This is a genomic window from Pseudoalteromonas sp. D15MCD-2, from assembly GCF_038562745.1.
Taxonomy (GTDB): Bacteria; Pseudomonadota; Gammaproteobacteria; order Enterobacterales; family Alteromonadaceae; genus Pseudoalteromonas.
Genome location: NZ_JBCFQE010000001.1, coordinates 1,891,106 through 1,916,374, shown reverse-complemented (window position 1 = coordinate 1,916,374; position 25,269 = coordinate 1,891,106). Strand labels below are relative to the sequence as shown.

General features: G+C 40.6%; 26 protein-coding genes. 15 read left to right on the top strand and 11 right to left on the bottom strand.

Annotated elements, in window-relative coordinates:
- Nucleotides 1–98: 98 nt before the first annotated feature.
- The 5 genes from AADY36_RS08685 to AADY36_RS08665 all read right to left on the bottom strand — a co-directional run bounded on the left by AADY36_RS08685 (nucleotide 99) and on the right by AADY36_RS08665 (nucleotide 5,774).
- Nucleotides 99–1,823, bottom strand: a complete 1,725-nt coding sequence (locus tag AADY36_RS08685) for a proline--tRNA ligase (RefSeq protein WP_342408865.1) — start codon at nucleotides 1,821–1,823, stop codon at nucleotides 99–101.
- A gap of 113 nt (nucleotides 1,824–1,936) precedes the next feature.
- Nucleotides 1,937–2,641, bottom strand: coding sequence for a tRNA (N6-threonylcarbamoyladenosine(37)-N6)-methyltransferase TrmO (gene tsaA, locus AADY36_RS08680; RefSeq protein ID WP_054561434.1), 705 nt, complete (start codon nucleotides 2,639–2,641; stop codon nucleotides 1,937–1,939).
- Between the two features lie 98 nt (nucleotides 2,642–2,739).
- Nucleotides 2,740–3,312, bottom strand: a complete 573-nt coding sequence (locus AADY36_RS08675; protein WP_054561435.1) for an outer membrane beta-barrel protein — start codon at nucleotides 3,310–3,312, stop codon at nucleotides 2,740–2,742.
- A 247-nt stretch (nucleotides 3,313–3,559) separates the two neighbouring features.
- Nucleotides 3,560–4,024, bottom strand: a complete 465-nt coding sequence (locus AADY36_RS08670) for an acyl-CoA thioesterase (RefSeq protein WP_054561436.1) — start codon at nucleotides 4,022–4,024, stop codon at nucleotides 3,560–3,562.
- Nucleotides 4,025–4,127: 103 nt separating this feature from the next.
- The gene (locus tag AADY36_RS08665; RefSeq protein WP_342408864.1) at nucleotides 4,128–5,774 is read right to left on the bottom strand and encodes an electron transfer flavoprotein-ubiquinone oxidoreductase; all 1,647 of its coding nucleotides are present in this window, start codon (nucleotides 5,772–5,774) and stop codon (nucleotides 4,128–4,130) included.
- A gap of 193 nt (nucleotides 5,775–5,967) precedes the next feature.
- Between AADY36_RS08665 and AADY36_RS08660 the strand changes: the two genes are divergently transcribed.
- Both AADY36_RS08660 and AADY36_RS08655 read left to right on the top strand, forming a co-directional pair.
- Nucleotides 5,968–6,717 (top strand): electron transfer flavoprotein subunit beta/FixA family protein, encoded by a 750-nt coding sequence (locus AADY36_RS08660; RefSeq protein WP_054561438.1) that lies wholly within the window; start codon nucleotides 5,968–5,970, stop codon nucleotides 6,715–6,717.
- The gene (locus AADY36_RS08655; protein ID WP_055021813.1) at nucleotides 6,718–7,644 is read left to right on the top strand and encodes an electron transfer flavoprotein subunit alpha/FixB family protein; all 927 of its coding nucleotides are present in this window, start codon (nucleotides 6,718–6,720) and stop codon (nucleotides 7,642–7,644) included. It abuts the gene before it with no gap.
- 76 nt (nucleotides 7,645–7,720) lie between these two features.
- On the opposite strand, the gene AADY36_RS08650 is transcribed toward AADY36_RS08655, so the two are convergent.
- Complete coding sequence (locus AADY36_RS08650; RefSeq protein WP_342408863.1) at nucleotides 7,721–8,650, bottom strand: substrate-binding domain-containing protein; 930 nt, start codon at nucleotides 8,648–8,650, stop codon at nucleotides 7,721–7,723.
- 155 nt (nucleotides 8,651–8,805) lie between these two features.
- On the bottom strand, nucleotides 8,806–10,203 hold the full coding sequence (asnS, locus tag AADY36_RS08645) for an asparagine--tRNA ligase (protein WP_054553906.1): 1,398 nt from the start codon (nucleotides 10,201–10,203) through the stop codon (nucleotides 8,806–8,808).
- A gap of 271 nt (nucleotides 10,204–10,474) precedes the next feature.
- Here asnS and AADY36_RS08640 point away from each other — a divergent pair, with 271 nt between their 5' ends.
- Nucleotides 10,475–10,909: an ATP-binding protein gene (locus AADY36_RS08640; RefSeq protein ID WP_054561441.1), complete on the top strand. Its 435-nt coding sequence runs from the start codon at nucleotides 10,475–10,477 to the stop codon at nucleotides 10,907–10,909.
- Between the two features lie 34 nt (nucleotides 10,910–10,943).
- On the opposite strand, the gene bioA is transcribed toward AADY36_RS08640, so the two are convergent.
- Nucleotides 10,944–12,236 (bottom strand): adenosylmethionine--8-amino-7-oxononanoate transaminase, encoded by a 1,293-nt coding sequence (gene bioA / locus AADY36_RS08635; protein WP_342408862.1) that lies wholly within the window; start codon nucleotides 12,234–12,236, stop codon nucleotides 10,944–10,946.
- A gap of 98 nt (nucleotides 12,237–12,334) precedes the next feature.
- Between bioA and bioB the strand changes: the two genes are divergently transcribed.
- The 5 genes from bioB (at nucleotide 12,335) to htpX (ending at nucleotide 17,036) form a co-directional block, all read left to right on the top strand.
- Entirely contained in the window at nucleotides 12,335–13,375 is a 1,041-nt protein-coding gene (bioB, locus tag AADY36_RS08630; RefSeq protein ID WP_055197048.1) for a biotin synthase BioB, read from the top strand.
- 7 nt (nucleotides 13,376–13,382) lie between these two features.
- Nucleotides 13,383–14,516 (top strand): aminotransferase class I/II-fold pyridoxal phosphate-dependent enzyme, encoded by a 1,134-nt coding sequence (locus AADY36_RS08625; RefSeq protein ID WP_342408861.1) that lies wholly within the window; start codon nucleotides 13,383–13,385, stop codon nucleotides 14,514–14,516.
- Entirely contained in the window at nucleotides 14,513–15,304 is a 792-nt protein-coding gene (locus AADY36_RS08620; protein ID WP_055197052.1) for a methyltransferase domain-containing protein, read from the top strand. The genes AADY36_RS08625 and AADY36_RS08620 overlap by 4 nt, the downstream gene beginning before the upstream one ends.
- A 13-nt stretch (nucleotides 15,305–15,317) precedes the next feature.
- Nucleotides 15,318–16,001, top strand: coding sequence for a dethiobiotin synthase (bioD, locus tag AADY36_RS08615; RefSeq protein WP_239963845.1), 684 nt, complete (start codon nucleotides 15,318–15,320; stop codon nucleotides 15,999–16,001).
- Between the two features lie 174 nt (nucleotides 16,002–16,175).
- Nucleotides 16,176–17,036 (top strand): protease HtpX, encoded by an 861-nt coding sequence (gene htpX, locus AADY36_RS08610; protein ID WP_054561446.1) that lies wholly within the window; start codon nucleotides 16,176–16,178, stop codon nucleotides 17,034–17,036.
- 41 nt (nucleotides 17,037–17,077) lie between these two features.
- Here htpX and AADY36_RS08605 read toward each other — a convergent pair whose 3' ends face one another.
- Nucleotides 17,078–17,278 carry a hypothetical protein gene (locus AADY36_RS08605; RefSeq protein ID WP_054553898.1) on the bottom strand — a complete coding sequence of 67 codons (201 nt, stop codon included), beginning with the start codon at nucleotides 17,276–17,278 and terminating at the stop codon, nucleotides 17,078–17,080.
- Between the two features lie 80 nt (nucleotides 17,279–17,358).
- Here AADY36_RS08605 and AADY36_RS08600 point away from each other — a divergent pair, with 80 nt between their 5' ends.
- The 4 genes from AADY36_RS08600 (at nucleotide 17,359) to AADY36_RS08585 (ending at nucleotide 19,104) form a co-directional block, all read left to right on the top strand.
- Nucleotides 17,359–17,838 carry a GNAT family N-acetyltransferase gene (locus AADY36_RS08600; RefSeq protein ID WP_055197055.1) on the top strand — a complete coding sequence of 160 codons (480 nt, stop codon included), beginning with the start codon at nucleotides 17,359–17,361 and terminating at the stop codon, nucleotides 17,836–17,838.
- An 82-nt stretch (nucleotides 17,839–17,920) separates the two neighbouring features.
- Nucleotides 17,921–18,352: a DUF3859 domain-containing protein gene (locus tag AADY36_RS08595; protein WP_054553896.1), complete on the top strand. Its 432-nt coding sequence runs from the start codon at nucleotides 17,921–17,923 to the stop codon at nucleotides 18,350–18,352.
- 21 nt (nucleotides 18,353–18,373) lie between these two features.
- Nucleotides 18,374–18,784: a GFA family protein gene (locus AADY36_RS08590; RefSeq protein WP_055197057.1), complete on the top strand. Its 411-nt coding sequence runs from the start codon at nucleotides 18,374–18,376 to the stop codon at nucleotides 18,782–18,784.
- A 5-nt stretch (nucleotides 18,785–18,789) separates the two neighbouring features.
- Nucleotides 18,790–19,104 (top strand): antibiotic biosynthesis monooxygenase family protein, encoded by a 315-nt coding sequence (locus tag AADY36_RS08585; RefSeq protein ID WP_342408859.1) that lies wholly within the window; start codon nucleotides 18,790–18,792, stop codon nucleotides 19,102–19,104.
- A 531-nt stretch (nucleotides 19,105–19,635) separates the two neighbouring features.
- Here AADY36_RS08585 and AADY36_RS08580 read toward each other — a convergent pair.
- Both AADY36_RS08580 and AADY36_RS08575 read right to left on the bottom strand, forming a co-directional pair.
- Nucleotides 19,636–20,844, bottom strand: coding sequence for a porin (locus tag AADY36_RS08580; protein ID WP_055197061.1), 1,209 nt, complete (start codon nucleotides 20,842–20,844; stop codon nucleotides 19,636–19,638).
- A gap of 171 nt (nucleotides 20,845–21,015) precedes the next feature.
- Nucleotides 21,016–21,537, bottom strand: a complete 522-nt coding sequence (locus AADY36_RS08575; protein WP_054561452.1) for a TetR/AcrR family transcriptional regulator — start codon at nucleotides 21,535–21,537, stop codon at nucleotides 21,016–21,018.
- A 206-nt stretch (nucleotides 21,538–21,743) separates the two neighbouring features.
- Here AADY36_RS08575 and AADY36_RS08570 point away from each other — a divergent pair, with 206 nt between their 5' ends.
- From AADY36_RS08570 to AADY36_RS08560, 3 genes are all read left to right on the top strand, one after another.
- Complete coding sequence (locus tag AADY36_RS08570) at nucleotides 21,744–23,330, top strand: ABC-F family ATPase (protein ID WP_095209684.1); 1,587 nt, start codon at nucleotides 21,744–21,746, stop codon at nucleotides 23,328–23,330.
- Nucleotides 23,331–23,591: 261 nt separating this feature from the next.
- Nucleotides 23,592–24,074 (top strand): 5-(carboxyamino)imidazole ribonucleotide mutase, encoded by a 483-nt coding sequence (purE, locus tag AADY36_RS08565; RefSeq protein WP_054553887.1) that lies wholly within the window; start codon nucleotides 23,592–23,594, stop codon nucleotides 24,072–24,074.
- Nucleotide 24,075: 1 nt separating this feature from the next.
- The gene (locus AADY36_RS08560) at nucleotides 24,076–25,224 is read left to right on the top strand and encodes a 5-(carboxyamino)imidazole ribonucleotide synthase (RefSeq protein ID WP_055021802.1); all 1,149 of its coding nucleotides are present in this window, start codon (nucleotides 24,076–24,078) and stop codon (nucleotides 25,222–25,224) included.
- The last annotated feature ends 45 nt before the right edge of the window (nucleotides 25,225–25,269 follow it).

The window sequence follows — 25,269 nt, the reverse complement described above, 5'->3', positions numbered from 1 at the left end:
ATGACAGTTAAAAGACGCTTTAGCGAAACATCTATGACAATTAAGAAATACAAAAAAACCGCCGAAGCGGTTTTTTATATTTTGTTGAGCTGACTTAATTAGCCTTTAACAAGTGCGGCAATTTCGGAAGCGGCACTGTCTAAATCAAGCATTAGCTTTTCACCAGTACGACGGTTTTTAAGCTCCACCTTATTTTCATCAAGGTTACGCTCACCAATAACCAGCGTGAAAGGCACACCTAATAACTCCATGTCGTTAAACATAACGCCAGGGCGCTCTTTACGGTCATCAAACAACACATCTAAACCTGCATCTTTTAAACCTTTGTAAAGGTTATCTGCAATATCAGGAATACGATGAGACTTATGCATGTTCATAGGTACAATTGCTAAATCAAATGGTGCGATAGGTTGCGGCCATTTAATACCGTATTGGTCGTTGTTTTGCTCAATAGCGGCAGCTACGATACGTGATACACCTATGCCGTAACAACCCATTGTCATTACTTGGTTTTTACCTGATTCACTTAATACGCCTGCTTTCATTGCTTCTGAGTACTTAGTGCCAAGTTGGAAAATATGGCCAACTTCAACACCACGTTTAATTTGCAGTGAACCTTGGCCACACGGGCTTGGATCGCCTTCCACGATATTACGGATATCAGCCACTTCGTAGTTTTCTACATCGCGATCCCAGTTGATACCGCTGAAATGTTCACCATCTTTATTAGCACCAGCTACAAAATCAGCCATTACGTTAGCTGTGCGGTCAACAATTATTGGCATTGATAGGCCGACTGGGCCTAATGAACCTGGTTTTGCGCCAATAGCAGCAACGATGTCTTCTTCTTTTGCCATTTCAAGCGGTGAGTCAACAAGCGGGTGTTTCTCAGCTTTTAACTCGTTTAGATCATGGTCACCACGTAATACAAGGGCAACTAAACCACGTTGTTCGTTTTCATCTGGTGCGCCATACACGATTAATGTTTTTACACCGCGATGAGGTTTAACACCATAGTGCTTTTTAAGCTCAGCAATTGATTTTGCATCAGGCGTTGGGAACACTTTTAGTTCTTTGCTTGCAACTGGGCGGTCTTCAGTCGGTGCCAGTGCTTCTGCTTTTTCGATATTTGCAGCATAATCACTTGCATCACTAAATGCGATTGCATCTTCGCCTGATTCTGCAAGCACATGGAATTCATGTGACACGCTACCACCGATAGAACCGGTATCAGCGATAACAGGGCGGTAATCAAGACCAAGGCGCTCGAAGATGTTGCAGTAAGCTTTGTGCATAACTTGGTAAGTTTTCTCTAAACACTCATCACTTAAGTGAAAAGAGTAAGCATCTTTCATCGTAAATTCACGAGCACGCATTACACCAAAACGAGGGCGAACTTCGTCACGTACTTTTGTTTGTACTTGGTAAAGAGTAAGCGGTAATTGCTTATAAGAGTTTACTTCTTTACGTACAAAATCAGTGATCACTTCTTCGTGTGTAGGGCCAAGTGCAAATGGGCGGTTGTGACGGTCATTAATACGAAGTAATTCAGGACCAAATTGCTCCCAACGACCAGACTCTTCCCAAAGATCAGCTGGTTGGATTATAGGCATTAACATTTCGATAGCGCCTGCTTTATCCATTTCTTCACGTACGATGTTTTCTACTTTTTTAAGTACGCGTAGACCAGAGGGCAACCATGTATACAAACCCGACGCAACGCGGCGGATCATGCCTGCTCGTAGCATTAATTGATGAGAAACAATTTCTGCATCAGACGGAGTTTCTTTAAGTGTTGCGAGTATATATTGACTGGTACGCATCTCTATTCCAAGTAGTGTTAAAATTATTATCGTTTACTCAAGACGTTTGAGTAATAACAAGGCGCTAAGTTTACCAGTGGAAGCACTGACACTAAAGCGCTATATGCTAAAAACTAGCATTTTTCAATGCTGGTCACTGTATTATGATTGTCCTGAACATGCCACCTAATATTAAAATCATATAAGGTCATGCCGTAGCTTTGTTCTGAGTCACGTTGCTTTTTATAAGCTGGGCGAGGATCTTGCTTTAATACATTGCTTATAAACGCTTTTAATTCAGGTTGTTCGGTCTGTTTTTCGATAAACGCCAGGGCTTCTTCACTAAACTCAACGCTCATATCGGTTTCTGGTCGGGTATCGGCAAAGCCTGCGGTGGCATCGGTCATTGCGTCTGAGTAGGGCAAATAAGGTTTAATGTCTAAAATAGGTGTGCCATCGAGTAAATCGATACCTGAAAGCAATAAGCTTAATTGACCATTTTTATATTCAATGCCTTCAAGTTTTACAGCACTCATGCCTATAGCATTTGGGCGAAAGGTTGCACGTGTTGCAAATACACCTTTACGTTCATTACCGCCTAGGCGAGGGGGTCTCACCATTGCTGAATAGCCTTTATCTGCGGTTTCATGAAATCTGAATAGTAACCAAATATGGCTAAATTCATCGAGGCCGCGTACAAACTCTTCACGATTAAAATCGCTGCTGAATACCAGCTTTGCTTTAGCCTCAGGAACCAAACGAGGTTGGCGAGGTATGGCAAACTTTTGTTTATAAGGAGATTGAATATGGCCGACGGCAGTTAATTGGTATTCGCTCATTGTGCATTGTTGTTAAGAAAATCTGCCGACATTTTACATGCAAACGTAAAAAAAGGCAGTCGAGACTGCCTTTTAATATTTAGACTATGTAGTCTAAATTAAAACATGTATTGGAATGATACAGACGCTACATCCATATCTGGGTCAATATCATCTTCTAATTTATAGCGCTCATACTCTAAACGTACTTGCATGTTTGTTGTGAAAGCATATTCTACACCTGCACCATAAAATACATCACCACCGTCTGTATCAGCACTGATACTGCCAAGCTCGCCTAGGTCTTGCTCAATTTCAGCATCCCACTCTAGCCAACCACCTTTGGCATAAACAGAAAAGCTATCTGTAATTGGGGCTGCTAAGCGTGCTGCTAATGAAACACCGTCAATTTCGGCTTTAGAATCGATATCGCTTACTTCATCAAAATTTTGATAGGCAAGTTCAAGGCTCAAGTACTTGTTAAACTGAGTACCAATATAACCTTTCAGCATTTGTGAATCGTCATCAAAGTCAGTGTCATTTTCACTGTCTTCAAACTCAAAAGAATATTGGCCGTAGCCGATACCGGTATAAATACGCGGAGAATCCATTTCGGTAATATCTGCATGTGCAGCATTATTAAAACCTAGTAGTGCTAAAGAAAGTGCAGAAAGTGAAATTGCTTTAATCATTTAATAGCTCCTTTATAAAATAAATAAACGAATGTTTCGCGTCATTCACAAGGAGTATTGCAACGGCAATGCCAAGCTTAAAACAAAGCCTAAAGTATTGTTTTTAGGCTTTTTTAAGTGGTTTTTTGTGCAGTTTGTTGAAACTGTAATCAGGCATTCAGTTTGGCAGTCGTAACAATTTCAGGGTGCTCTGTAGAAGTTACTAGGTACGGTTTATAATTTTTTGTTCCTTTAAGCTTTTAAGCTTTTAGGCTTTTTGTAAAAGGGTTTCTGTTTCTATCGCAATCTCTTTCATTTTTATCGCATAGTTTTCGATTTTCTTTTCTTCGTCTGTTACGGCTGTATATGAAGGTACTTCGATTGGGTAGCCTGCTTCATCCATAGCAATAAAACTTATAACACAATGATTGGTTTCAACTAGGTTTTGGGTTTTAGGGTCGCCGCAGCGTACTTGAATAAAGATTTGCATACTGGTTTTACCTGTGTGTGCGATACTAGCTTTCACTTCGACTATTTGGCCAACCAAAATAGGGCGCTGAAACTTTACACCCGCAACTGAGACAGTTACGCAGTAATGACCGCTCCAACCTGCAGCACAGGCGTAACCAGCTTGGTCAATCCACTTCATTACCACACCACCATGAACTTTACCGCCAAAATTGACATCAGTAGGTTCAGCTAAAAAACGAAAGGTTACACTTGAAGACGGCATACTTTACTCACTTTTATAAAACACGACATTTTCAGCATAGCCTAAAAAAGGGGCCGAAGCCCCTGCAATTTAGGATAAATTTTAATTAAATGAGTAACGTGCGTTACATATTAGGATAGTTTGGCCCGCCAGCTCCCTCAGGTGTTACCCAAGTAATGTTTTGACTTGGGTCTTTTATGTCGCAGGTTTTACAGTGCACACAGTTTTGTGAGTTGATCACAAACTCTTTTTCACCTTCAACTTCTTGTACTTCGTAAACTCCCGCAGGGCAGTAGCGTTGTGCTGGCTCATCAAATTGCGGTAAATTCAACTTAATTGGAATCGAGTTATCATTTAGCTTTAAATGGCATGGCTGTGACTCTTCATGATTGGTATTTGATAAAAACACCGATGAAAGTTTATCGAAACTAAGCTTGCCGTCTGCTTTCGGGTAATCGATTTTTTCGGCCTGGTCAGCTGCAACTAATGTGGCATGATCTGGCATGTTGTCTTCAAAGTTAAATGGTAAGTTGCCACCAAATAGGTTTTGATCGAGGGTGTTATAAGCACCACCTAAGAACTTACCAAGTTTATGCATAACAGGGCCAAAGTTACGCGATTGATAAAGCTCTTTGTACGCCCAGCTTTGTTCAAAGGCTGATTTATATTCAGTTAAATCGGCATTTTCTTTACCGTTGCTAAGGGCTGCAACAATCACATCAGCGGCAACCATGCCTGATTTCATGGCTGTGTGGTTACCTTTGATCTTGGCAAAGTTCAATGTGCCCGCATCACAACCTACAAGTAACCCCCCCGGGAAGTGCATTTTCGGTAAAGAGCGCAGGCCACCTTTGGCAATGGCTCTTGCGCCATAGGCTATACGTTCTCCGCCTTCTAAAACACCTTTAAAGACAGGGTGATGTTTCATGCGCTGAAATTCATCAAACGGGCTTAGATGTGGGTTTGAGTAGTTAAGGTCAACAATTAAGCCCACCACAACTTGGTTGTTATCGCTATGATACATAAATGCACCACCACTGGTATCACCGGTTAACGGCCAGCCTGTGCCATGAACTACTGTGCCTTCTTTGTGTTTACTCGGGTCGATTTGCCAAATTTCTTTGAAACCTAAACCGTAATGCTGTGGTGATGCATCTTTATCAAGGGCAAAGTGTTTGATTAGCTCTTTACCTAAATGACCGCGGCAACCTTCTGCAAATACTGTGTATTTAGCTCTAAGCTCCATACCCGGCATATAACCATCTTTTTCGTTGCCGTCTTTATCAAGGCCCATATCGCCAGTGATAATGCCTTTCACTGTTTCGTCTTCAATAATCAAAGAGTGAGCACTAAAGCCAGGGAATATTTCTACCCCTAAGTTTTCCGCTTGCTCTGCTAAAAAGCGACATACATTACCCATAGAGACAATGTAATTGCCTTCGTTATGGAATGTTTTAGGGCTAGCAAAGTGGGGGATGCTGGTGGCTTTTTCACTGTTATTGAACCAGTAAATATCATCTTGCGTTACTTTAGTGGTAACTGGAGCGCCTAATGACTGCCAATCAGGTAATAATTCATCTAGCGCTTTAGTTTCAAAAACCGCACCCGATAAAATGTGTGCGCCCACCTCAGAGCCTTTTTCTACCACACAGATCATTAATTCTTGTTGTTTTTCTTGTGCTTGTTGAGCCAATCTAATCGCAGTTGATAAACCTGCTGGGCCTGCGCCTACGATGACTACATCAAATTCCATGGTTTCGCGTTCGACCATATAAACCTCTTCTCGGTGACGGACCTGCTATAAAGAACCTTATTTCATACTTGCAAATGAAACGTTACAGGCTGTGAATACATTAAGGTTATTTTAGGTTGACGTTTACGTCAACAGGAAGTAGTCTGAATTCATAAAATAAATAAGTTGACGTTTAGGTCAACTTTGAGAACACACAATTGATGGAGTCACGATGAAAGTCCTCGTTCCAATTAAAAGAGTAATTGACTACAACGTCAAAGCACGCGTTAAAGCCGATAAAACGGATGTTGATCTAGCTAATGTAAAAATGGCGATGAACCCATTTTGTGAAATTGCAATTGAAGAAGCTATTCGTTTAAAAGAAGCAGGAACTGCCACTGAGGTTGTTGCTGTAACTATTGGTAATAAATCATCTCAAGAGCAATTACGTACGGCCTTAGCACTCGGTGCTGATAAAGCCATTCATATTGAAACAGAAGAAAAGCTTGAATCTTTACATGTTGCTAAATTACTTAGCAAGATTGTAGAGCAAGAATCACCTGAGCTGGTTATTTTAGGTAAGCAATCGATTGACTCTGACAACAATCAAACCGGTCAAATGCTTGCTGCTTTAACGGGTCGTGGCCAAGGTACCTTTGCATCTAAAGTCGATGTTCAAGCAGGTACTGTTAATGTAACGCGTGAAGTAGACGGTGGCTTACAAACAGTCGCTCTTAAACTACCTGCTATCGTAACCACAGACTTACGTTTAAATGAACCGCGCTATGCTTCATTACCAAACATTATGAAAGCAAAGCGTAAACCTCTAGATGTAATTGCTGCTGACAGCCTAGGTGTAGACCTTGCGCCTCGCGTACAGCTGGTAGAAGTAAACGAGCCAGAAAAACGCAGTGGCGGTATTGTCGTTGAAGATGTTGCGACATTAGTAGAAAAGTTAAAAACAGAAGCGAAGGTGATCTAAATGAAAACATTAGTGATAGCCGAACACGATAAAGGTGTTCTAAAGCCTGAAACCAATAAAACGATTACTGCTGCTGTTAAACTAGGCTTTGATGTAGATTTACTACTTGCCGGCGAAAATTTAGCTGCAATGAGCGAGCAAGCAGCGTCAATTGCAGGTGTTAGCAATGTACTGATTGCCGATGATGCAGCTTATGCTAATCAACTTGCAGAAAACCTAGCTGATCTAGTTTTATCTTTAGCTGATAACTATTCACACATTGTCGCAAGCGCAACAACAACGGGTAAAAACTTTATGCCACGTGTTGCTGCACTTTTAGATGTTGCACAAATCTCTGAAATCATCGACGTTATTGATGCAGATACCTTTAAGCGTCCTATTTATGCAGGTAATGCAATTGCGACAGTTAAATCACTAGATAGCAAAAAGGTTATTACTGTTCGTGCAAGTAGCTTTGATATTGCACAAGAGCAAGCGCCAGTAGCTGTAACGAGTGTTACTGGTAAAGGTTCTGTTGGTCTGAGTGAGTTTGTATCAGAAGAACAAACTGAATCTGAGCGTCCAGAGCTAACAGCCGCACCTGTGGTTATTTCAGGTGGTCGTGGTATGCAAAATGGTGAAAACTTTGCGTTATTAAATGGTATTGCCGATAAACTAGGCGCAGCCATTGGTGCTTCACGTGCTGCTGTTGATGCGGGCTTTGTACCAAACGATATGCAAGTAGGTCAAACCGGTAAAATTGTTGCGCCAGATTTATATATTGCTGTGGGTATCAGTGGTGCGATTCAACATTTAGCAGGTATGAAAGACTCAAAAGTGATTGTTGCCATCAATAAAGACCCTGATGCACCAATTTTCCAAGTCGCTGACTATGGTTTAGTTGCTGATTTATTTGATGTGTTACCAGAGCTTGAAAGCGCTCTGTAATTCATAACGATTCTGGTTGTTAAAAGCTGTTCACCTTTTAGGTGCGCAGCTTTTTTTCGTTTATATCTTCAGATTACTATTTTACTGGAAGGTAACCAAACTCAAGCATTTTCTGTTGAATCTTGTTTGATTTAACAATCACAGCAAGTTTGTCGCCAATCTTTTTTGAGCGGGATGATTGTGTGTTTACAATTAGCACTAGCGGCCTAACAAAGGCATATTCGCCACTTTGAATTGATTCAACGGAAGGGCTTACACCGTCAATCTCAAGCAAAGTTACTCTGTTAATACGTCTGTCATTTTCTAATTTACTAATAGCGCCATATGAATCGTAAGCAATGGCATTTGGAATACGCTGCACTATACCCAATGCTTGATTGAACTGATCGTAAAGTTCTACTTTTTGTTTAGAAAATAAACCTCTATTACCCGCCATTTTTAAGCGTATGAAGTTACTGCCTGGTTCTTGAATATAATCTAAATTTAAATACTCTAAAAAGACATCAAAACTACCGTGACTAGTGCCTTTACTAAAAAGTAGGATCTCGTCATTTTTGGCACTGAGCTCAGGTGTATAAGGTGAAACTTCAGACCACGCCTTTAGTTTTCCTTGGTAGATATCGCTCAGCTTTTTAGTGGTAACTTCAGTAATGTTTAAGTTTTTATTTACAAAAAATGCGATTGCATCTTGGGCTATAATAATTTGCCTTAAAAAAGGCCAACGTTGTTGTTCTTCTTTTGTTAAATAACGAGAGCTGGTGCCGATATCTATAACATTTTCTGCAATGGCTTTAATGCCTTTATCACTGCCCATTGGCCTGATTTGTATGCTATTGCCAAACTCTTGGCTTAAGTCGGCTTTCATATCGATTAATAGTTCAGTGACAGTGGTTGAGCCTGCAATAAAAATAGGCTTCGAATTAATATTTGCTTCAATTGCATACGCACTATGTGCAGAGATAAGGGTTGTAGATAGCAAAAGGGCTTTCATAGAGCGAAATAGCATAGTAGACGCAAACTCCTTAATAGTTAGCTTCTTATCAATATAGGCAATATGTCTGGCTTTGCTAATTCTTTATACTGTAATTTTTTAAAACATTTAATGATTTACACACAAAAAAGCCGCTCGAAAGCGGCTTTTAGACTATGTAGCGTTTCTTATTAGTAAGTCGCGCTGCCTTTTGTACGAGGGAAGGCGATAACGTCACGTACGTTACCCATACCTGTTACATATGCAACTAAACGCTCAAAACCTAGACCAAAACCTGAGTGCGGTACAGTGCCGTATTTACGTAGGTCGCGGTACCAGCTGTAATCTTCTTTGTTTAAGCCCATTTCTTCTAGACGCTTATCTAGTACATCTAGACGCTCTTCACGTTGAGAACCACCGATGATTTCACCAATACCTGGTGCAACTACGTCCATTGCAGCGACTGTTTTGCCGTCTTCGTTTTGACGCATGTAGAAGGCTTTAATATCACGCGGGTAGTTTTTAATAACTACTGGCGCATTAAAGTGCTCTTCAGCAAGGTAACGCTCGTGCTCAGACTGTAAATCTACACCCCATTCAACAGGGTATTCGAACTTCTTACCACACGCTTTTAAGATTTCGATAGCATCTGTGTAATCAACTTGTGCGAAATCTTTAGTTACGAACTCTTCTAAACGAGAGATAGCTGTTTTCTCAACACGTTGTGCAAAGAATTCCATATCATCACGACGCTCAGTTAATACTGCATTGAAAACGTATTTAAGCATGTCTTCAGCAAGTTTTGCGATATCTTCTAAATCCGCGAATGCAACTTCAGGTTCAACCATCCAAAACTCTGCTAAGTGACGAGATGTATTTGAGTTTTCAGCACGGAAAGTCGGGCCAAAGGTATAGATTTTTGACATTGCTGAGGCATATGTCTCACCATTTAATTGACCAGATACTGTTAAGAATGCTTCTTTACCGAAAAAATCTTCACTGTAATCGATGTCGCCTTTATCTGTGCGTGGTAAGTTTTGCATATCTAAAGTAGACACACGGAACATTTCACCGGCGCCTTCACAGTCACTTGCAGTGATGATCGGTGTGCTGATCCAGTAGTAACCTTGCTCATGATAAAAACGGTGAATCGCTTGTGCTAAACAGTTACGTACACGGGTTACCGCGCCCATGATGTTAGTACGAGGGCGAAGGTGTGCGTGCTCACGTAAATATTCAATGCTGTGACGTTTCGCAGACATAGGGTAGGTGTCTGGATTCTCAACCCAACCTAATACTTCTACAGAGTTAGCTTGAATTTCGAAAGACTGACCTTGACCTGCAGAAGGCACAAGAACACCTGTTACAGATACAGAACAACCTGCAGTTAAACGTGTTACTTCATCATAATTATTGAGTGAATTAGGTACTACCGCTTGAATAGGATCAAAACACGAACCGTCATGAACGGCTAAAAATGAAATTCCTGCTTTTGAATCGCGGCGTGTACGGATCCAGCCTTTTACTGTTACTTGGCTGTCTACCGCAACCTTGCCTTTTAATAGCTCTGAAATCGCTAAATGGCTCATCTTCACTCCAATGATATAAGTTGCCTAATATAATAATGCTGTGCATTGCACTTGAATCGACTATCTTACCCTCGTAAATCAAATAAAAAAACTATTGAGGCGTACTCTTTAGTAGTTTTTCTTCAATTGAGTAAAATAGCAGCAATATTTTGCGTAAAATTTGCGTTTATTTAAATTCTCGCTGCGCTAATTGGTTATTTTGTGGCATTATTAACAATTCTCAATAGGATAACTGTCCTTTAGTCTTTAATTAAATTGTATAACAGGTGCTATGAAACAAGTTTTTATTCTTCGCGGCTTACCAGGCTCAGGTAAATCATATTACGCACAAAGCCTTGCTGATGAGTTGGTAGCTGGTAATGAAAGTGATTATGTCGTGTGCGCAACAGATGATTATTTTTACAATAGCGAAGGTGTGTATCAATTTGATAAGTACAAGTTATCTGAGTATCACAATCTAAACCTTGCCCGCTTTATTAATGCCCTAGCAGAAGAAATCCCGTTAGTAATTGTTGATAACACTAATATTAAAAAGTGGGAATTTATCGCCTACGCACAAGCGGCCACTGCACTGGGTTATCAAGTAAAAGAAGTGATCGTTGGTGAAATTAAAGATAAATCATTGCAGCATCTTTACGCCAAGCGCTGTGAACATAAAGTACCGCTTCGAATGATCAGTAAAATGGCTTATATGTTTGAATGGTAAAGTTTAAAGGAAAAGGAAGCATTAGCTTCCTTTTTTAATACGCCTGTTGTTCAATGGCTGCATAAATAGTATTGCATAACTTAGTTAAGCTTTGTTCGTCGCTTATGTAAGGCGGCATCAAATAAATTAATTTACCAAACGGGCGGATCCACACACCTTGCTCGATAAAAAAGCGTTGAATTTTTGCTACATCTACACTTCGATTAAGCTCAACAACTCCAATTGCACCTAATGTGCGTACATCAACGACTGCATTAAGCGGCTTACATTTAGCAAGCTGGGTTGTTAGCACATCATTTATATGTTCAATTTGCTCTTGCCAAGGTTGCTCTAACAGTAAATCAATACTCGCGCAGGCTGTGGCACAGGCAAGCGGGTTACCCATAAAAGTTGGGCCATGCATTAATACGCCGGCTTCACCCTCACTAATGCCAACAGCGACTTTGCTAGTGGTTAATGTCGCTGATAGGGTCATCATGCCGCCCGTTAATGCTTTGCCAATACATAAAATATCCGGCTCAATGTTGGCGTGTTCAACAGCAAACAAGGTGCCGGTGCGACCAAAGCCTGTAGCGATTTCGTCACAAATAAGTAAAACATCATATTTATCACAAAGAATGCGCAGGTGTTTTAAGTAATCAGGGTGGTAAAAATTCATGCCCCCAGCATTTTGTACAATGGGTTCAATGATAAATGCAGCAACATCTTGGTGGTGAGCTGCAAAGTAGCTTTCAAGCGTATCAGCCTCAGTTGGGCTAAACTCACCATTAAATTTAGCACTCGGCGCAGGTACAAAAACATGTTCAGGTAAAAACCCTGAGTACATGCTGTGCATTGAATTAACTGGATCGCAAACGCTCATGGCTGCAAAAGTATCGCCATGGTAGCCCTTAAGCGGCGTCATTAATTTTTGTTTGCTGGTGTAACCTTGGCTAAGCCAGTACTGCAAGGCCATTTTTATTGCAACTTCAACACTCACAGAGCCACTGTCGGCTAAGAACACCTTATCGAGTGACTTAGGTGTGATACTGACTAGCTTTTTACACAACTCAACAGCAGGCTCATGAGTTAAGCCACCAAACATGACATGGCTCATTTTACTAACCTGTGTAGTGATTGCCTCATTTAAAACAGGATGGCAGTAACCATGAATCGCACTCCACCAAGAGGCCATACCATCTATTAGGCTTTCGCCTGTTTCTAAGAAAATACGATTTGCATTGGCATGACTGACTGGGTACACAGGAAGGGGCTGAGTCATAGAAGTATAAGGGTGCCAAATATGCTCACGATCAAAATCTAAATCTATTGGTTGTTTATTGGTCATATGTAAACTTTATATCGCTTCGTTTCGTTGACAATGTTACGTCAAGTCGTAGACTAAGCCAATCAAACCGTCCCAATAATTTAAAAAAAGAGACTATTATGGAGCACGCAGTTGTCCGTCACGATTGGAGTCACCAAGAAGTAAAAGCATTATTCGAAATGCCGTTCAATGATTTGTTATTTAAAGCGGCCAGTGTGCATCGTGAAAACTTCAACCCAAATGAAGTACAAATTTCTACTTTGTTATCGATTAAAACCGGTGCTTGCCCAGAAGATTGCAAATATTGTCCTCAGTCAGGTCATTATAAAACAGACTTAGACCGTGAACGTTTAATGGAAGTAGAAAAAGTGGTTGAGCAAGCACGTGTTGCAAAAGAAAAAGGCGCAACCCGTTTTTGTATGGGTGCTGCGTGGTCTGATCCGAAAGAACGTGACATGCCTTATATTTCAAAAATGGTAAAAGAGGTTAAAGAGCTAGGCCTTGAAACCTGTATGACGCTTGGCATGCTAGATAACGAAAAAGCCCATGCATTAAAAGACGCGGGCCTTGATTACTACAACCATAACCTAGATACATCACCTGAGTATTACCAGCAGATCATTACAACACGTACTTACCAAGACCGTTTAAACACCATCGATAACGTGCGTGATGCCGGCATGAAAGTGTGTTCTGGCGGTATTGTTGGTATGGGCGAGCAGGCAGCTGACCGTTTTGGTTTATTAATGCAATTAGCTAATTTGCCGCAGCAGCCAGAGAGTGTGCCAATTAATATGTTGGTTAAGGTTAAAGGCACGCCACTTGAAGATGTCGAAGACTTAGACCACTTTGAGTTTATTCGTACCATTGCTGTTGCACGTATAATGATGCCGAAAAGCTATGTTCGTTTATCAGCTGGTCGTACGGCGATGAATGAACAAATGCAATCTATGTGTTTCTTTGCTGGTGCTAATTCAATTTTCTACGGTGATAAACTACTGACTACAGAAAACCCTGAAGCAGACGCAGACATGATGCTGATTAAAAAATTAGGCATGAACCCAGAAACCCGTGAAGATTATTCTGATGAAGCGGTTGCTGCATCACTTTCATCAAAAGTTGCTGATAAAGCAACATCAGAACTATTTTACGAAGCGTAATATTTAAATGGCTTTTGATTTTATTGCCGAGCATCTTGTTGAGCGACAAGCAGATGCATTACTGAGAAAGCGTCAACTTGTTGAGCAATCAAGCGGGCGCTTTATTCAGGTTGCAGGTAAACAGTATTTAAATTTTGCCAGTAATGACTACCTTGGCTTTGCTGATGATTTTATTGAAATACAAGCGCAGCAACTAGGTAGCCACAGTTCAGCATTAGTGAATGGTTATAATAAACCACAACAACAGCTTGAGCAGCGTTTATGCGAGTTATTAGGCTATGAAAGCGCCATGTTATTTAATAGCGGATTTAGTGCTAATAGCAGCGTATTAAAAGCGCTGTTTCAAGATAAAAGCGTGGCGCAATCATCGGCAATTTTTCAAGATAAGCTTAATCATGCCAGCTTAATTGATGGCGGACTTCATTCTGCCGCTGCCATGGTGCGCTTTAATCATAACGACCTTAAGCACTTAGAGTCTCGGTTACAAAAATCGAAAGCAAAGCATAAGCTCATAGTAAGCGAAGGGGTGTTTTCGATGGATGGCGATCAAGCCCCCATTGAAGCACTCTGTAAACTTGCTAAACAATACAATGCGTGGTTGATGATTGACGACGCACATGGCTTTGGCGTGTCAGGCGAGCAAGGCTTAGGGAGCTGTGAGGCAATCAAGCCTGATTTACTGATTATCACCTTTGGCAAGGCATTGGCAAGTAGTGGCGCTTGCTTGCTTGCATCAAAGCAAATGATTGATTACATGTTGCAGTTTAATCGTGAATACATATATTCAACGGCGATGTCACCACTGATGGCAAGTTGTACTCTTGAACGACTCGAAAAGTTACTAAAAGCAGATAAGAGACGCTCTCAGCTGACAGAGAATATTACCTACTTTAGAGCGCTAGCTAAAGAGCATAACTTAGCATTAATGGAATCAACAACGGCTATTCAGCCTTTGGTACTGGGCGATGCAGAACATACTCTTGCTGTTGCTGATAATCTTAAAAATAAAGGCGTGTGGTTAACTGCTATTCGACCTCCCACGGTGCCATTTAATACGGCACGACTTAGAGTAACCATAAGTAGCGCGCATCAAGCTGAGGATATAAAACAGCTGGTTTATTCGCTAGTGGAGTGTTTATGAGTGTTCAACTGCAAGCGCCTTTAAGCTTTCAACACAGTAATAAGCTAACAACACAAACTAAGTTCTCTAAAGCGGCTGCAAATTACGCGAGCCATGCTAATGTTCAAAAACAAGCGGCTGCGCACTTATTCAAAATGATGGCCAGTAAACATCAGCAGGGTACTTGCCTTGATTTAGGTGCTGGGCCTTTAGTTAACACGGCAATGCTTAAAACACACTTTGATACTGTATTGGCAATGGACTTAAGTCATTCCATGCTCAGCACAGAACAAAACCCGCATTGTTTAAAAGTGTGTGCTGATATGGACAACCTACCATTACAGCAAAGTTCGCTAAATTGTGTGTTTAGTAATTTTGCAATGCAATGGTCTGCTGATTTAGAGGCACTACTTAAAAATCTTTTTTCCGCATTAAAAGCGGGTGGTAAGGTTTATTTAAGCTGCGTGGTAGATGGATCGCTCAAAGAAATCAAACAGGCTTTTGCTTGTTTAGATGAGCAAAACCATATTAATCAGTTTCATTGTGCTAGTCACATTATTGAGTATGCAAAATTGGCGGGGTTTAAACTCAATTTTGCCGCTGATAGATGTTATATAGATGCCTATAACTCTCCTTTAGATGCGCTGCGGTCGATAAAAGCGATTGGTGCTACCTCATTGCAAACTAAGCAAAAACGCCAAGGGTTATTAACGAGGCAGGCACTTAATAGTGTTTGTAGGGCATACCCTCTGGTTGATGGGCATGCTAGAGTGAGCTATCAAGTTGTCCTTTTAGAACTAGAAAAATAGAATTAACTCAAAAATGAAAGAATTTTTTATCACGGGTACAGACACCGATGCCGGAAAAACCCATGTCACCAGTTTATTATTAAACTTACTAGCGCAACATAAACAGCGTGCGGTGGGTTTTAAACCCATTGCAGCAGGTGCAGAAGAAGCATTTGGACAGCTAGTCAATGATGATGCATTAACCTTAATGGAAAGCTCATCAATTGGGGTTAAATATAACATAGTTAACCCCTTTACCTATGAGCCACCCATTGCACCGCATATTGCAGCTGCCCTAGTAGGTGACAGACTGACATTTGCTAAACTTGATGTTGCTTATGCAAATGTAAAAGCACTCAATACCGATTATATTCTTACAGAAGGTGCAGGCGGTTGGTGTTTACCTATCAACGAAACCGATTTACTCAGCGATTGGGTTAAATCACAAAACCTTAATGTTGTGCTAGTAGTAGGCATGAAGCTTGGTTGCCTTAATCACGCACTATTGACAGCTGCTCACTTTAAAGCGCTCGGTGTAAATTGTGTGGGTTGGATAGCAAATCATGTAGACCCAAACATGCGTGAACAAGACGCCAATTTAGAAACTTTAAAATCAGCACTACCTTTCCCGCTTTTAGCGATTAGTCCGTATACAGACGGCACCCCTAAATTAAAAATTTACAAAACCTTACTTGAAATTTTATCTATCAACCCATAATAATTGAGTTGTTACTTTTGACATACTCTGTCACAATTGGTTGCAATTAGTTCCTTGCAACCAATTGCATAAGCCCTAAACTGAGTTGGTAGAGTACCCAGATAATTTTATTAACTAACGATTTTTAACCATGTCGTTAGTTAATACAATTGGTATGTTTATTCTGAGGTTTTTATGAAGCGTGTATTTCTGTTTCTACTTACAAACTTAGCGGTAATGCTAGTGTTAGGTATTGTGTTGTCTATTGTGATGAGCGTACTGGGTATTAGCCATCGCAGTTTAGGCGGCATTTTAGTTATTTCAACCGTATTTGGTTTTGGTGGATCGTTTATTTCGTTATTTATGTCGAAATGGATGGCAAAAAAATCAACCGGTGCACATGTTATTGAACAGCCTCGTTCTGAAACAGAACAATGGTTGGTTTCAACGGTAGCTGCGCAAGCGAAAAAAGCAGGTATCGCGATGCCAGAAGTGGCTATTTACGATAGCCCTGAAATGAACGCATTTGCGACCGGCCCAAGTAAGAACAACTCGCTGGTGGCTGTGAGCACAGGTTTATTACACAACATGAATCAAGATCAAGCTGAGGCGGTATTGGCTCATGAGGTATCTCACATTGCAAATGGTGACATGGTAACGCTTACTCTTATTCAAGGTGTAGTGAATACCTTTGTTATCTTTATGGCGAAAGTATTGGCAGGTATTGTTGATAACTTCCTTAATAGTGATGAGGAAGAGGGCGGTAGTAGCTGGACATACTTCTTGTTCGATATGATTTTCCAAATGTTATTTGGTGTTCTAGCAAGTGTGATTGTTGCTTACTACAGCCGTAAACGCGAATTCTCTGCGGATGCGGGTGCAGCAAAACTAGTAGGTGCAGATAAAATGCGTAGCGCCCTTGAGCGTTTAAAACAAAACCACCCATCACAACTAGAAGGTTCAATGATGGCATTTGGTATTGCAAGCGGTAAAGGTGTTGCCGAGTTATTCTCATCGCACCCACCACTTGATGAGCGTATTAACGCATTACGTTAATTTAAAACGAGAAAAAGCCAGCTTGATGCTGGCTTTTTTTATTATTGATTTTTCTCTCGCTCGAGTTGTTGTGGCAATAATACCTCAACAATTTCACGGGCCGGTAAGGTATACCTTACGCCATCAAACATCACAGAAGTATGCTCATCGATACTGGTGATCCCTGTTAAGGTCCAGCCTTCACCGCGTTCTTTACAGTATACTGTGGTGGTAGGTTGAATTACTTTAAATTCTTCACTCATCGAACTTAATCTAATTGCTTGAAATTGCGTTTATAGTAAGACAATAATGCCAGCTCATAAAGCAAAAAGAAGAAATTAACGTGTCTAGCCACGATGACCTAGCCTTTGACTTACGCCCAATTCGTCATAGAGATTGCCAAGCGATATGGGATATTTTAAAAGATCCGCAAGTACAAACGTTTAATGATTACGGCGCTGATATAACGAAAGGTGACGTGTACGACTTTATTCAAGGCGACATAGAACGTTTTTATAATCAACAAGGCATTCGTTTAGTTATTGTTTTACGAAGTAGTGGGCAGGTTATTGGCAGCGTAGGCATATTTAACATAATTGACGGGCAGGGCATGTTGGGGTTTGAATTGGCATCGCAGTACTTTGGCAAAGGAGTAATGCAAAAGGTACTAGATATGCTATTTGAAAAACTGACGACCTTTGTACCTGCTCCGCTAAACAGTGTGTTAGCTTTAGTTAACCCAAATAATAGCGCAAGTATTAAACTTTTAACTAAATGTGGCTTTCAACAACATGACACTCACTGGGTAAAATACGTTAGCTAATTACTATAATAGTACAATCTTGTTCTGCTAGGGTTGCTACTATAAAATAGCGCCTTATTTTAAAAAAGGAGCGCTTGCAGCTATGGCAAAAGCCAAACCAATTACCAGTATTGAAAGTTACGGCATTTACAGTCATTGGGATGCAAAAGAAAAAGACCTGCCTCAAATCACCGAGTTTACAACAGACGTTCCTGCACAGTTAGATATTGAATTTGGCTTTATAGTTAACATTAAAAAGGCCAAAGGACAAAAAATTAAATTTTGCGTTTACCACCCAGATATTCCGGATGAAGATGGCGAGATCATGCCACCGTTTGAGGGCGAACAGTACGTTAAAACAAACGATTGGCAGTTTTATTTAGGTGATACGATATGGGCACCTGTTGATAATAAAGTAGGTATTTGGCGCATGACTATTGAGTTAAATGGCCATATAATTGCTGATAAATCCTTTAACTTATTAAAGGAAGCCGAAGGCACTGCCACTGAATTTTGGAAGCATCGCGGTTATTAATCTTTAAACCTGAGAGGGACTATGTATCAAGGAAGTTGTTTGTGCGGGAAAGTAAAAGTAACTATTGCTGGTGGCATAGACTCAATTATTCATTGTCATTGCTCCTTATGTCGTAAAAACTCAGGCACAGCCTACGCAACCAATGGCTTTATTCAACGAGATGGTTTTAACCTCACAGAAGGCAAGCAGCATCTAAGTGCGTTTGAATTTAAACCCGGCAGAATTCGCTATTTTTGTAGCTGTTGTGGCTCGCCTATTTATAGCGAAAATAGAGATGACCCAAGCCGATTACGTATTCGCTTAGGTTTATTAGATAGCGATATAAATGAGCGCCCGATCAGTCATAACTTTGTAAGCTCTAAAGCAAATTGGGATACGTTTAACACAAAAATCCCATGTTATGATGGTTTTGAACCAAGTAGAGGGAAGTAACAGCCATGATAGCGAATACACCAAAACCGCCATATTACGCCGTGATTTTTACGAATACCTTATCAGATGATACCGCCGGTTATGAAGATCTGGCCAATAGAATGGTGGAACTTGCAGAGCAACAACCTGAGTACTTAGGTATGGAGTCTGTTCGTGATGGTTTGGGTATTACGGTGTCGTATTGGCAAAGCTTAGATGCAATAAAAGCCTGGAAACAAAACGTTGAACACTTAAAAGCCCAACAGCTCGGCAAAGACAAATGGTACAGTGCGTTTACAACGCGTATTGCTAAAGTAGAACGTGATTATTCATTGAAATAGCCATTAACCACAAAAGAACACATCATACTAATTTGAGGTTAATTTCAATCTCAGCATATCCTTAAATTTAAGCTTTTTAATAAGCAGGGTAAGTGTGTAGGATCTAAAAAGGAGCTCATGAAATAATTAGCCACAATCACATTATTTGGAAGCGAAGAGTCAAAAGGGTTTAAACGTTTGATTCCAAAAAACACTCAATACTTGTTTAACTTAAATGTGCTTAATGTAACTAGCATCACACCAATAGCAAAGCCCATTACTAAACCACCTGACAAATCTGAACTAACACCAAATACCGTATCCGATTCTCTAACATTTGTTAGCCAGTAAAAGAGCATGAACGAAACGCTAGATATTGATGAAAGTAGAATTAGCTTTATCTTGTTAGACACAACAACCTCAAATATTGACGTATTTTAGTTTTATGATTGTTAAGTAATAGCAGACGTTGATTGATATTGCGAACAATCTTGAAAGTGTGCAATTGGATTAGAAAAAAGCCCACAATAGTGGGCTTAGTGTTTATCGTAACTACAAAGTGTAATTAAATCCGATAGCTATACCGTCATCTTCGGTTTGTGACATCTGTGCTTCTTGCTCAGCGTCATTACTCGAGAAGTCGCTAAAATCTTTACGCGCTTCGATATATAAAATGGTGTCTTCTGCCATAAAGTAGTGCGCACCTATCACAGCAAATTGGCGTTTAAACACATCTTCAGGGTCGGCATTAAAGTTCGGCTGAATAACATAGTCACTACCTGCATCAAATACGTTGTAAGCAACAAAAGTACGTATGTCATTATCAAAGCGGTAGCTTAAAATTGACTCTAAACCAACAGCATCTTTTATTAAGCGGCCTAAGTTGTCGGTATCGTGGTTTTCGTTTTTATTTATATTCGCTGATGCATACCAACCCGGTTTATAAAAATCACCATAGGTAATGCCCATACCATAAATTAAATCGTTTACTGATTGATTTCTGCCACCGGCATACACAATATCAAACTGGCCACGGTTAACACCGGCAGTAACTTTTAAATTAGGGCTAACCGAGTAGGTGAGTGCGGCCCCATAAGTCGAGTTAAATTCTACTTTTTGTGCAGCATTGTTTCCTTGGTTCCAAAGTACTTCACAAGAGCTTCTTGAAATATCAACGATGTCGCAGGTATAAAATTCATCAGATTTTAGCTGTGCTTGAAGTGCTAAATGAAAATCACCCCAGGTATTTCGATACTGCAGTACTTTATCGCCGCGGCCTGTACCATTCACAGCACCATCATCTTTATTGTAGGTATAAACACCTGCAGCGTTACCATCCCACACTAAGCTGTAGTTGGTGTTGTAAACAACGTCGTACCATGCGCCCCATTGTTTACCTAATGTCACTTGGCCGTAATCGTCATGTTTAAGGCCAACATAACCTAAGCGGTTATATAAAAACTCATCTTGAATAGACTCAAAGCGATTGCTGTAAACGATATCGCTGCTACCAACAGGGTTTACACCCCATTCAAGCAAAGCAAACGCTTGCCAGCCGTTTTTTAATTGGCGCTTAAAATCAAAATTAATGCGTGATGCACCGTTTACTACCTCAGTTTCGCCTTGCGTATTAATCACCCTTGCATCGATAAAGCCACCAAAAGTAACGCTATTGGTTTGATCGTTATAGATCTCGATGGCAGTGGCTGTAGGTATGGCAAGCATGCCTGCAACAAATAAGGCAGTGTGTGTTCTTTTCATAAAGTACCTTGATTAAATATTGTCCCTAATAGGTATAATTTAGTTAAGGAACGGAGATTATCAAAGCTAAAATAGGGTCAAAAGTGAAAAATTATCATGCAACAAACCGACTTTGAGGAAAAATTATTCACTTTAGGTTCACTATATTGAATTATCAATGAGTTACTAAGCCTAAAAAATAGACACTTTCTGGCTTAGCGTTCTGAGCATAAGTTTAGTGTTTGGGGTTTCGGCGCCTAAGCCATACAACAAGGTCATAAAATAGCAGTCGAGCAATATAGCTGCTTTTACTTTATTAAATTGCGGTTGGTCGGCAAAAACCAATGATTGAATTAGCTCCATGTGTTGTTGCTGGAATGATTGCGAAAATAATCGCTGGCTAAAAAGCACTTTATAAAAGCGGTGATGTAAACAATAAAACTGATAAAAATATTGTGCGTAATGATTAATCTTTAAGCGAGCAGGGCGGTGTATGTCGGTTTCTTTTGCGCGCTCTAACACATCATTGAATTTATCTTCGAGGCAAGCTTCTAAAATAGCCACTTTATCTGCAAAATGATTAAACAAGGTGCCAACCGCTATGTTGCTTGCTGCTGAAATTTGCCGTGTAGAGGTATCGTTAAACCCTTGCTCAGTAAAAAGGTGCCAAGCCGCATCTAAAATACGTTGGTGAGTGTCTCCATGTTTGCTCATTCTTAACCTACTGTTTGTATTTAGTTATTTTAAAAGTGAGCGTGCTCATATAATTAAGTGAGCGCGCTCACTAAAGGTAGTCGTAAGTGTTGATCTTGTAAAATTAGCCTGTGTATTTAATTAAACTTTCATGGCGTGCAAAGCGGCTTTAGTTTAAAATTGCACGCAGTTTCGTTTTTACTTTTTACCCGCTGGAGGGTACCGCTATCATAAGTACAGCTAATATCACCATGCAATTTGGTGCTAAACCTTTATTCGAAAATATCTCAGCAAAATTTGGCGATGGTAACCGTTACGGTTTAATCGGTGCGAATGGCTGTGGTAAATCAACCTTCATGAAAATCCTAAGTGGTGAACTAGAGCCATCTTCAGGCAATGTCAGCACAGATCCAAACGAGCGTATTGCTAAACTAAACCAAGACCAGTTTGCTTACGAAGAGTTTTCTGTAATCGACACAGTGATCATGGGTCATAAAGAGCTGTGGGAAGTAAAAAAAGAACGTGACCGTATTTACAGCTTACCTGAGATGAGCGAAGAAGACGGTATGCGTGTAGCAGACCTAGAAACTGAGTTTGCCGAAATGGATGGTTACTCAGCAGAAGCTAAAGCAGGTGAGTTACTAATTGGTGTAGGTATTGGCACAGAGCAACACTACGGCCTTATGTCTGAAATTGCACCAGGTTTTAAACTGCGTGTGTTACTTGCGCAGGTGCTGTTTTCTGATCCAGATATCATGCTACTCGATGAGCCTACCAATAACTTGGACATTTACACCATCAAGTGGCTAGAAGACGTGCTAAACCAGCGCGACTGTACCATGATCATCATTTCGCACGACCGTCACTTCTTAAACTCAGTATGTACACACATGGCTGACATCGATTACGGTGAGCTTCGTATTTACCCTGGTAATTATGATGAGTACATGTTTGCTGCAACGCAAGCTCGTGAGCGTCTACTAAGCGAAAACGCGAAAAAGAAGAGCCAAATTGCCGAACTTCAACAGTTCGTATCGCGCTTCTCTGCGAATGCTTCAAAAGCAAAACAAGCAACATCACGTGCTAAACAAATCGATAAAATTCAGCTTGAAGAAGTTAAAGCTTCTTCTCGTCAAAGCCCGTTTATTCGTTTTGAGCAAGAAAAGCAGTTATTCCGTAATGCCTTAGAGCTAACAAATTTAACACAAGGCTTTGAAGAAACATTATTCAGTGGCCTTGAAGGCCTGGTTGAAGTAGGCGAGCGCATTGCAATTATCGGTGAGAACGGTGTTGGTAAAACCACACTATTAAATACCCTTGCAGGTCGTTTAGCACCAAAACAAGGTGAATTTAAATGGTCTGATAACGCTAATATCGGTTATTACGCTCAGGACCATGCTGACGAGTTCGAACAAGACATGAACTTATTTGAGTGGATGGAACAATGGCAACAAGAAGGTGACGACGAACAAGTTGTTCGTAGTTTCTTAGGTCGTATGCTGTTTTCACAAAACGATATCAAAAAGTCAGTAAAAGTGATTTCAGGCGGTGAGCAAGGCCGTATGTTGTTTGGCAAAATTATGATGCATAAACCAAACATCTTATTAATGGATGAGCCAACCAACCACATGGATATGGAATCTATCGAAGCGCTTAACCTAGCGCTTGAAGCATACGAAGGGACATTATTGTTCGTATCACACGATAGGCAATTTGTATCATCGCTTGCAAACCGTATTTGGGAAATCAAAGACGGTAAAGTTATCGACTTTAAAGGTACATACACTGAGTACCTAGCAAGCAAAGAAGCTTAATTAGCTGATGAGTGATTAAAAGCCATGCATGTCATGGCTTTTTTGTGCTTCTAGAGTCGCATCTTGATGTGGTCTAAGAGCGATTTATACTGCGTTATCGATTTTAACAATAGAACCTCTATTATTTGCATCAACGCCTTGCAAAATCGCTTTTAATTCCAACTGAAACTCGCATCTTGATGTGAGTTAGGTATATAATACCCGCCACAAAATAAGGACAAAAGTCCGCTTTTTAGAAAACTATTTAACTGAGGTGTATTTATGACTGTTGGCATTATTATGGGTTCCAAATCAGACTGGCCAACGATGGAACATGCGGCGTTAATGCTAGAAAAATTCGGCATTGAATACGAAACTAAAGTTGTTTCTGCTCACCGTACCCCTCAATTACTTGCTGACTATGCAAGCTCAGCTGCAGATCGTGGCATTAAAATTATTATCGCAGGTGCCGGTGGTGCTGCTCACCTACCAGGTATGGCTGCGGCGTTTACATCACTGCCAGTTTTAGGTGTACCAGTTAAGTCTAAAACACTTAATGGTGTTGATTCGTTATTATCTATCTGCCAAATGCCTAAAGGTGTTGCGGTAGGTACTCTTGCTATTGGTGAAGCAGGCGCTGCAAATGCTGGCCTTTTAGCGGCACAAATTTTAGGTTGCCAACAGCCTGAAATCTTCGCAAAAGTAGAAGCTTTCCGTAAAGAACAAACAGACACTATCTTAGCTAACCCTAATCCTGCAGAGTAATATGAATATTCTAATTTTAGGTGCAGGTCAGTTAGCTCGCATGATGAGCTTAGCGGGTGCACCGCTTGATTTAAATGTTGTTGCCTACGATGTGGGTAGTGAAAAAATCATTCATCCATTAACTGGTGAAGTTCATAACAGCACATTACAACAAGCTATTGATAACGCAGACGCGATAACAGCAGAGTTTGAACACATTCCTGATGATGTACTTACACTATGTTGTCAAAGCAATAAGTTTTATCCGGGTAAAGCGGCAATTAAAACAGGTGGCGACCGCGCACTTGAAAAAGCATTACTTGATAAAACAGATGTTGAATGTGCGCCTTACCAATTAATTACAGAAAAAGCGCACCTTGTTGCTGCTGTAGAGCGTTTAGGCAAGCCGCTTGTGATCAAAACTTGCCAAGCGGGTTACGATGGTAAAGGGCAATGGCGCTTAAAGTCTGATGATCAAATTGACCAAATCTGGTCAGAAATGGCAGATTTCATAGCATCAGGCACTGAAAGTGCGCCGCATTCTATTATCGCTGAAAAGATGATCCCATTTGACCGTGAAGTATCTATCATTGGTGCTCGCGACAAAGCGGGTAACACAGTTATTTATCCATTAACTGAAAACCAACACACCAATGGTGTACTTACGCTTTCAGTTGCGGGTAAAGAAAAAGCAGCAATTCAAGAACAAGCAGAGCTGGCATTTAACAAGTTAGCGCAAGAACTTGATTATGTAGGTGTATTAGCAATTGAGTTTTTTGATGTACAAGGTACGTTATTAGTAAACGAAATTGCGCCACGGGTTCATAACTCAGGTCACTGGACACAGCAGGGTACACATTGCTCACAGTTCGAAAACCACATGCGCGCTGTTGCAGGTCTACCATTAGGTAGTACAGAGTGTCTTCGTCCTACTGCTATGATCAACGTATTAGGTCAGCCTTCAATCCCACATTCAGTACTCGCAACGCAAGACGTTACAAGTCACTGGTATGGTAAAACGGCTAAACCGGGTCGTAAGATGGGTCATATCAATGTATCGGCCGATAACCTTCACCAATTAGGTGAGCGTTTAGCGGCACTGGCTGAAATTCTGCCAGAGCAAGACTACCCAGGTGTAGCAGCTACCAGCACTCAACTTATTTTAAACTAATCAGTTTAAATTCTTAAAAGCCGAGTTTATCTCGGCTTTTTAATC

Excerpts from the sequence above, each read along its gene's own strand:
- AADY36_RS08685 (WP_342408865.1), bottom strand. The coding sequence starts at position 1,823 with ATGCGTACCAGTCAATATATACTCGCAACACTTAAAGAAACTCCGTCT.
- tsaA (WP_054561434.1), bottom strand. The coding sequence starts at position 2,641 with ATGAGCGAATACCAATTAACTGCCGTCGGCCATATTCAATCTCCTTAT.
- AADY36_RS08675 (WP_054561435.1), bottom strand. The coding sequence starts at position 3,312 with ATGATTAAAGCAATTTCACTTTCTGCACTTTCTTTAGCACTACTAGGT.
- AADY36_RS08670 (WP_054561436.1), bottom strand. The coding sequence starts at position 4,024 with ATGCCGTCTTCAAGTGTAACCTTTCGTTTTTTAGCTGAACCTACTGAT.
- AADY36_RS08665 (WP_342408864.1), bottom strand. The coding sequence starts at position 5,774 with ATGGTCGAACGCGAAACCATGGAATTTGATGTAGTCATCGTAGGCGCA.
- AADY36_RS08660 (WP_054561438.1), top strand. The coding sequence starts at position 5,968 with ATGAAAGTCCTCGTTCCAATTAAAAGAGTAATTGACTACAACGTCAAA.
- AADY36_RS08655 (WP_055021813.1), top strand. The coding sequence starts at position 6,718 with ATGAAAACATTAGTGATAGCCGAACACGATAAAGGTGTTCTAAAGCCT.
- AADY36_RS08650 (WP_342408863.1), bottom strand. The coding sequence starts at position 8,650 with ATGCTATTTCGCTCTATGAAAGCCCTTTTGCTATCTACAACCCTTATC.
- asnS (WP_054553906.1), bottom strand. The coding sequence starts at position 10,203 with ATGAGCCATTTAGCGATTTCAGAGCTATTAAAAGGCAAGGTTGCGGTA.
- AADY36_RS08640 (WP_054561441.1), top strand. The coding sequence starts at position 10,475 with ATGAAACAAGTTTTTATTCTTCGCGGCTTACCAGGCTCAGGTAAATCA.
- bioA (WP_342408862.1), bottom strand. The coding sequence starts at position 12,236 with ATGACCAATAAACAACCAATAGATTTAGATTTTGATCGTGAGCATATT.
- bioB (WP_055197048.1), top strand. The coding sequence starts at position 12,335 with ATGGAGCACGCAGTTGTCCGTCACGATTGGAGTCACCAAGAAGTAAAA.
- AADY36_RS08625 (WP_342408861.1), top strand. The coding sequence starts at position 13,383 with ATGGCTTTTGATTTTATTGCCGAGCATCTTGTTGAGCGACAAGCAGAT.
- AADY36_RS08620 (WP_055197052.1), top strand. The coding sequence starts at position 14,513 with ATGAGTGTTCAACTGCAAGCGCCTTTAAGCTTTCAACACAGTAATAAG.
- bioD (WP_239963845.1), top strand. The coding sequence starts at position 15,318 with ATGAAAGAATTTTTTATCACGGGTACAGACACCGATGCCGGAAAAACC.
- htpX (WP_054561446.1), top strand. The coding sequence starts at position 16,176 with ATGAAGCGTGTATTTCTGTTTCTACTTACAAACTTAGCGGTAATGCTA.
- AADY36_RS08605 (WP_054553898.1), bottom strand. The coding sequence starts at position 17,278 with ATGAGTGAAGAATTTAAAGTAATTCAACCTACCACCACAGTATACTGT.
- AADY36_RS08595 (WP_054553896.1), top strand. The coding sequence starts at position 17,921 with ATGGCAAAAGCCAAACCAATTACCAGTATTGAAAGTTACGGCATTTAC.
- AADY36_RS08590 (WP_055197057.1), top strand. The coding sequence starts at position 18,374 with ATGTATCAAGGAAGTTGTTTGTGCGGGAAAGTAAAAGTAACTATTGCT.
- AADY36_RS08585 (WP_342408859.1), top strand. The coding sequence starts at position 18,790 with ATGATAGCGAATACACCAAAACCGCCATATTACGCCGTGATTTTTACG.
- AADY36_RS08580 (WP_055197061.1), bottom strand. The coding sequence starts at position 20,844 with ATGAAAAGAACACACACTGCCTTATTTGTTGCAGGCATGCTTGCCATA.
- AADY36_RS08575 (WP_054561452.1), bottom strand. The coding sequence starts at position 21,537 with ATGAGCAAACATGGAGACACTCACCAACGTATTTTAGATGCGGCTTGG.
- purE (WP_054553887.1), top strand. The coding sequence starts at position 23,592 with ATGACTGTTGGCATTATTATGGGTTCCAAATCAGACTGGCCAACGATG.
- AADY36_RS08560 (WP_055021802.1), top strand. The coding sequence starts at position 24,076 with ATGAATATTCTAATTTTAGGTGCAGGTCAGTTAGCTCGCATGATGAGC.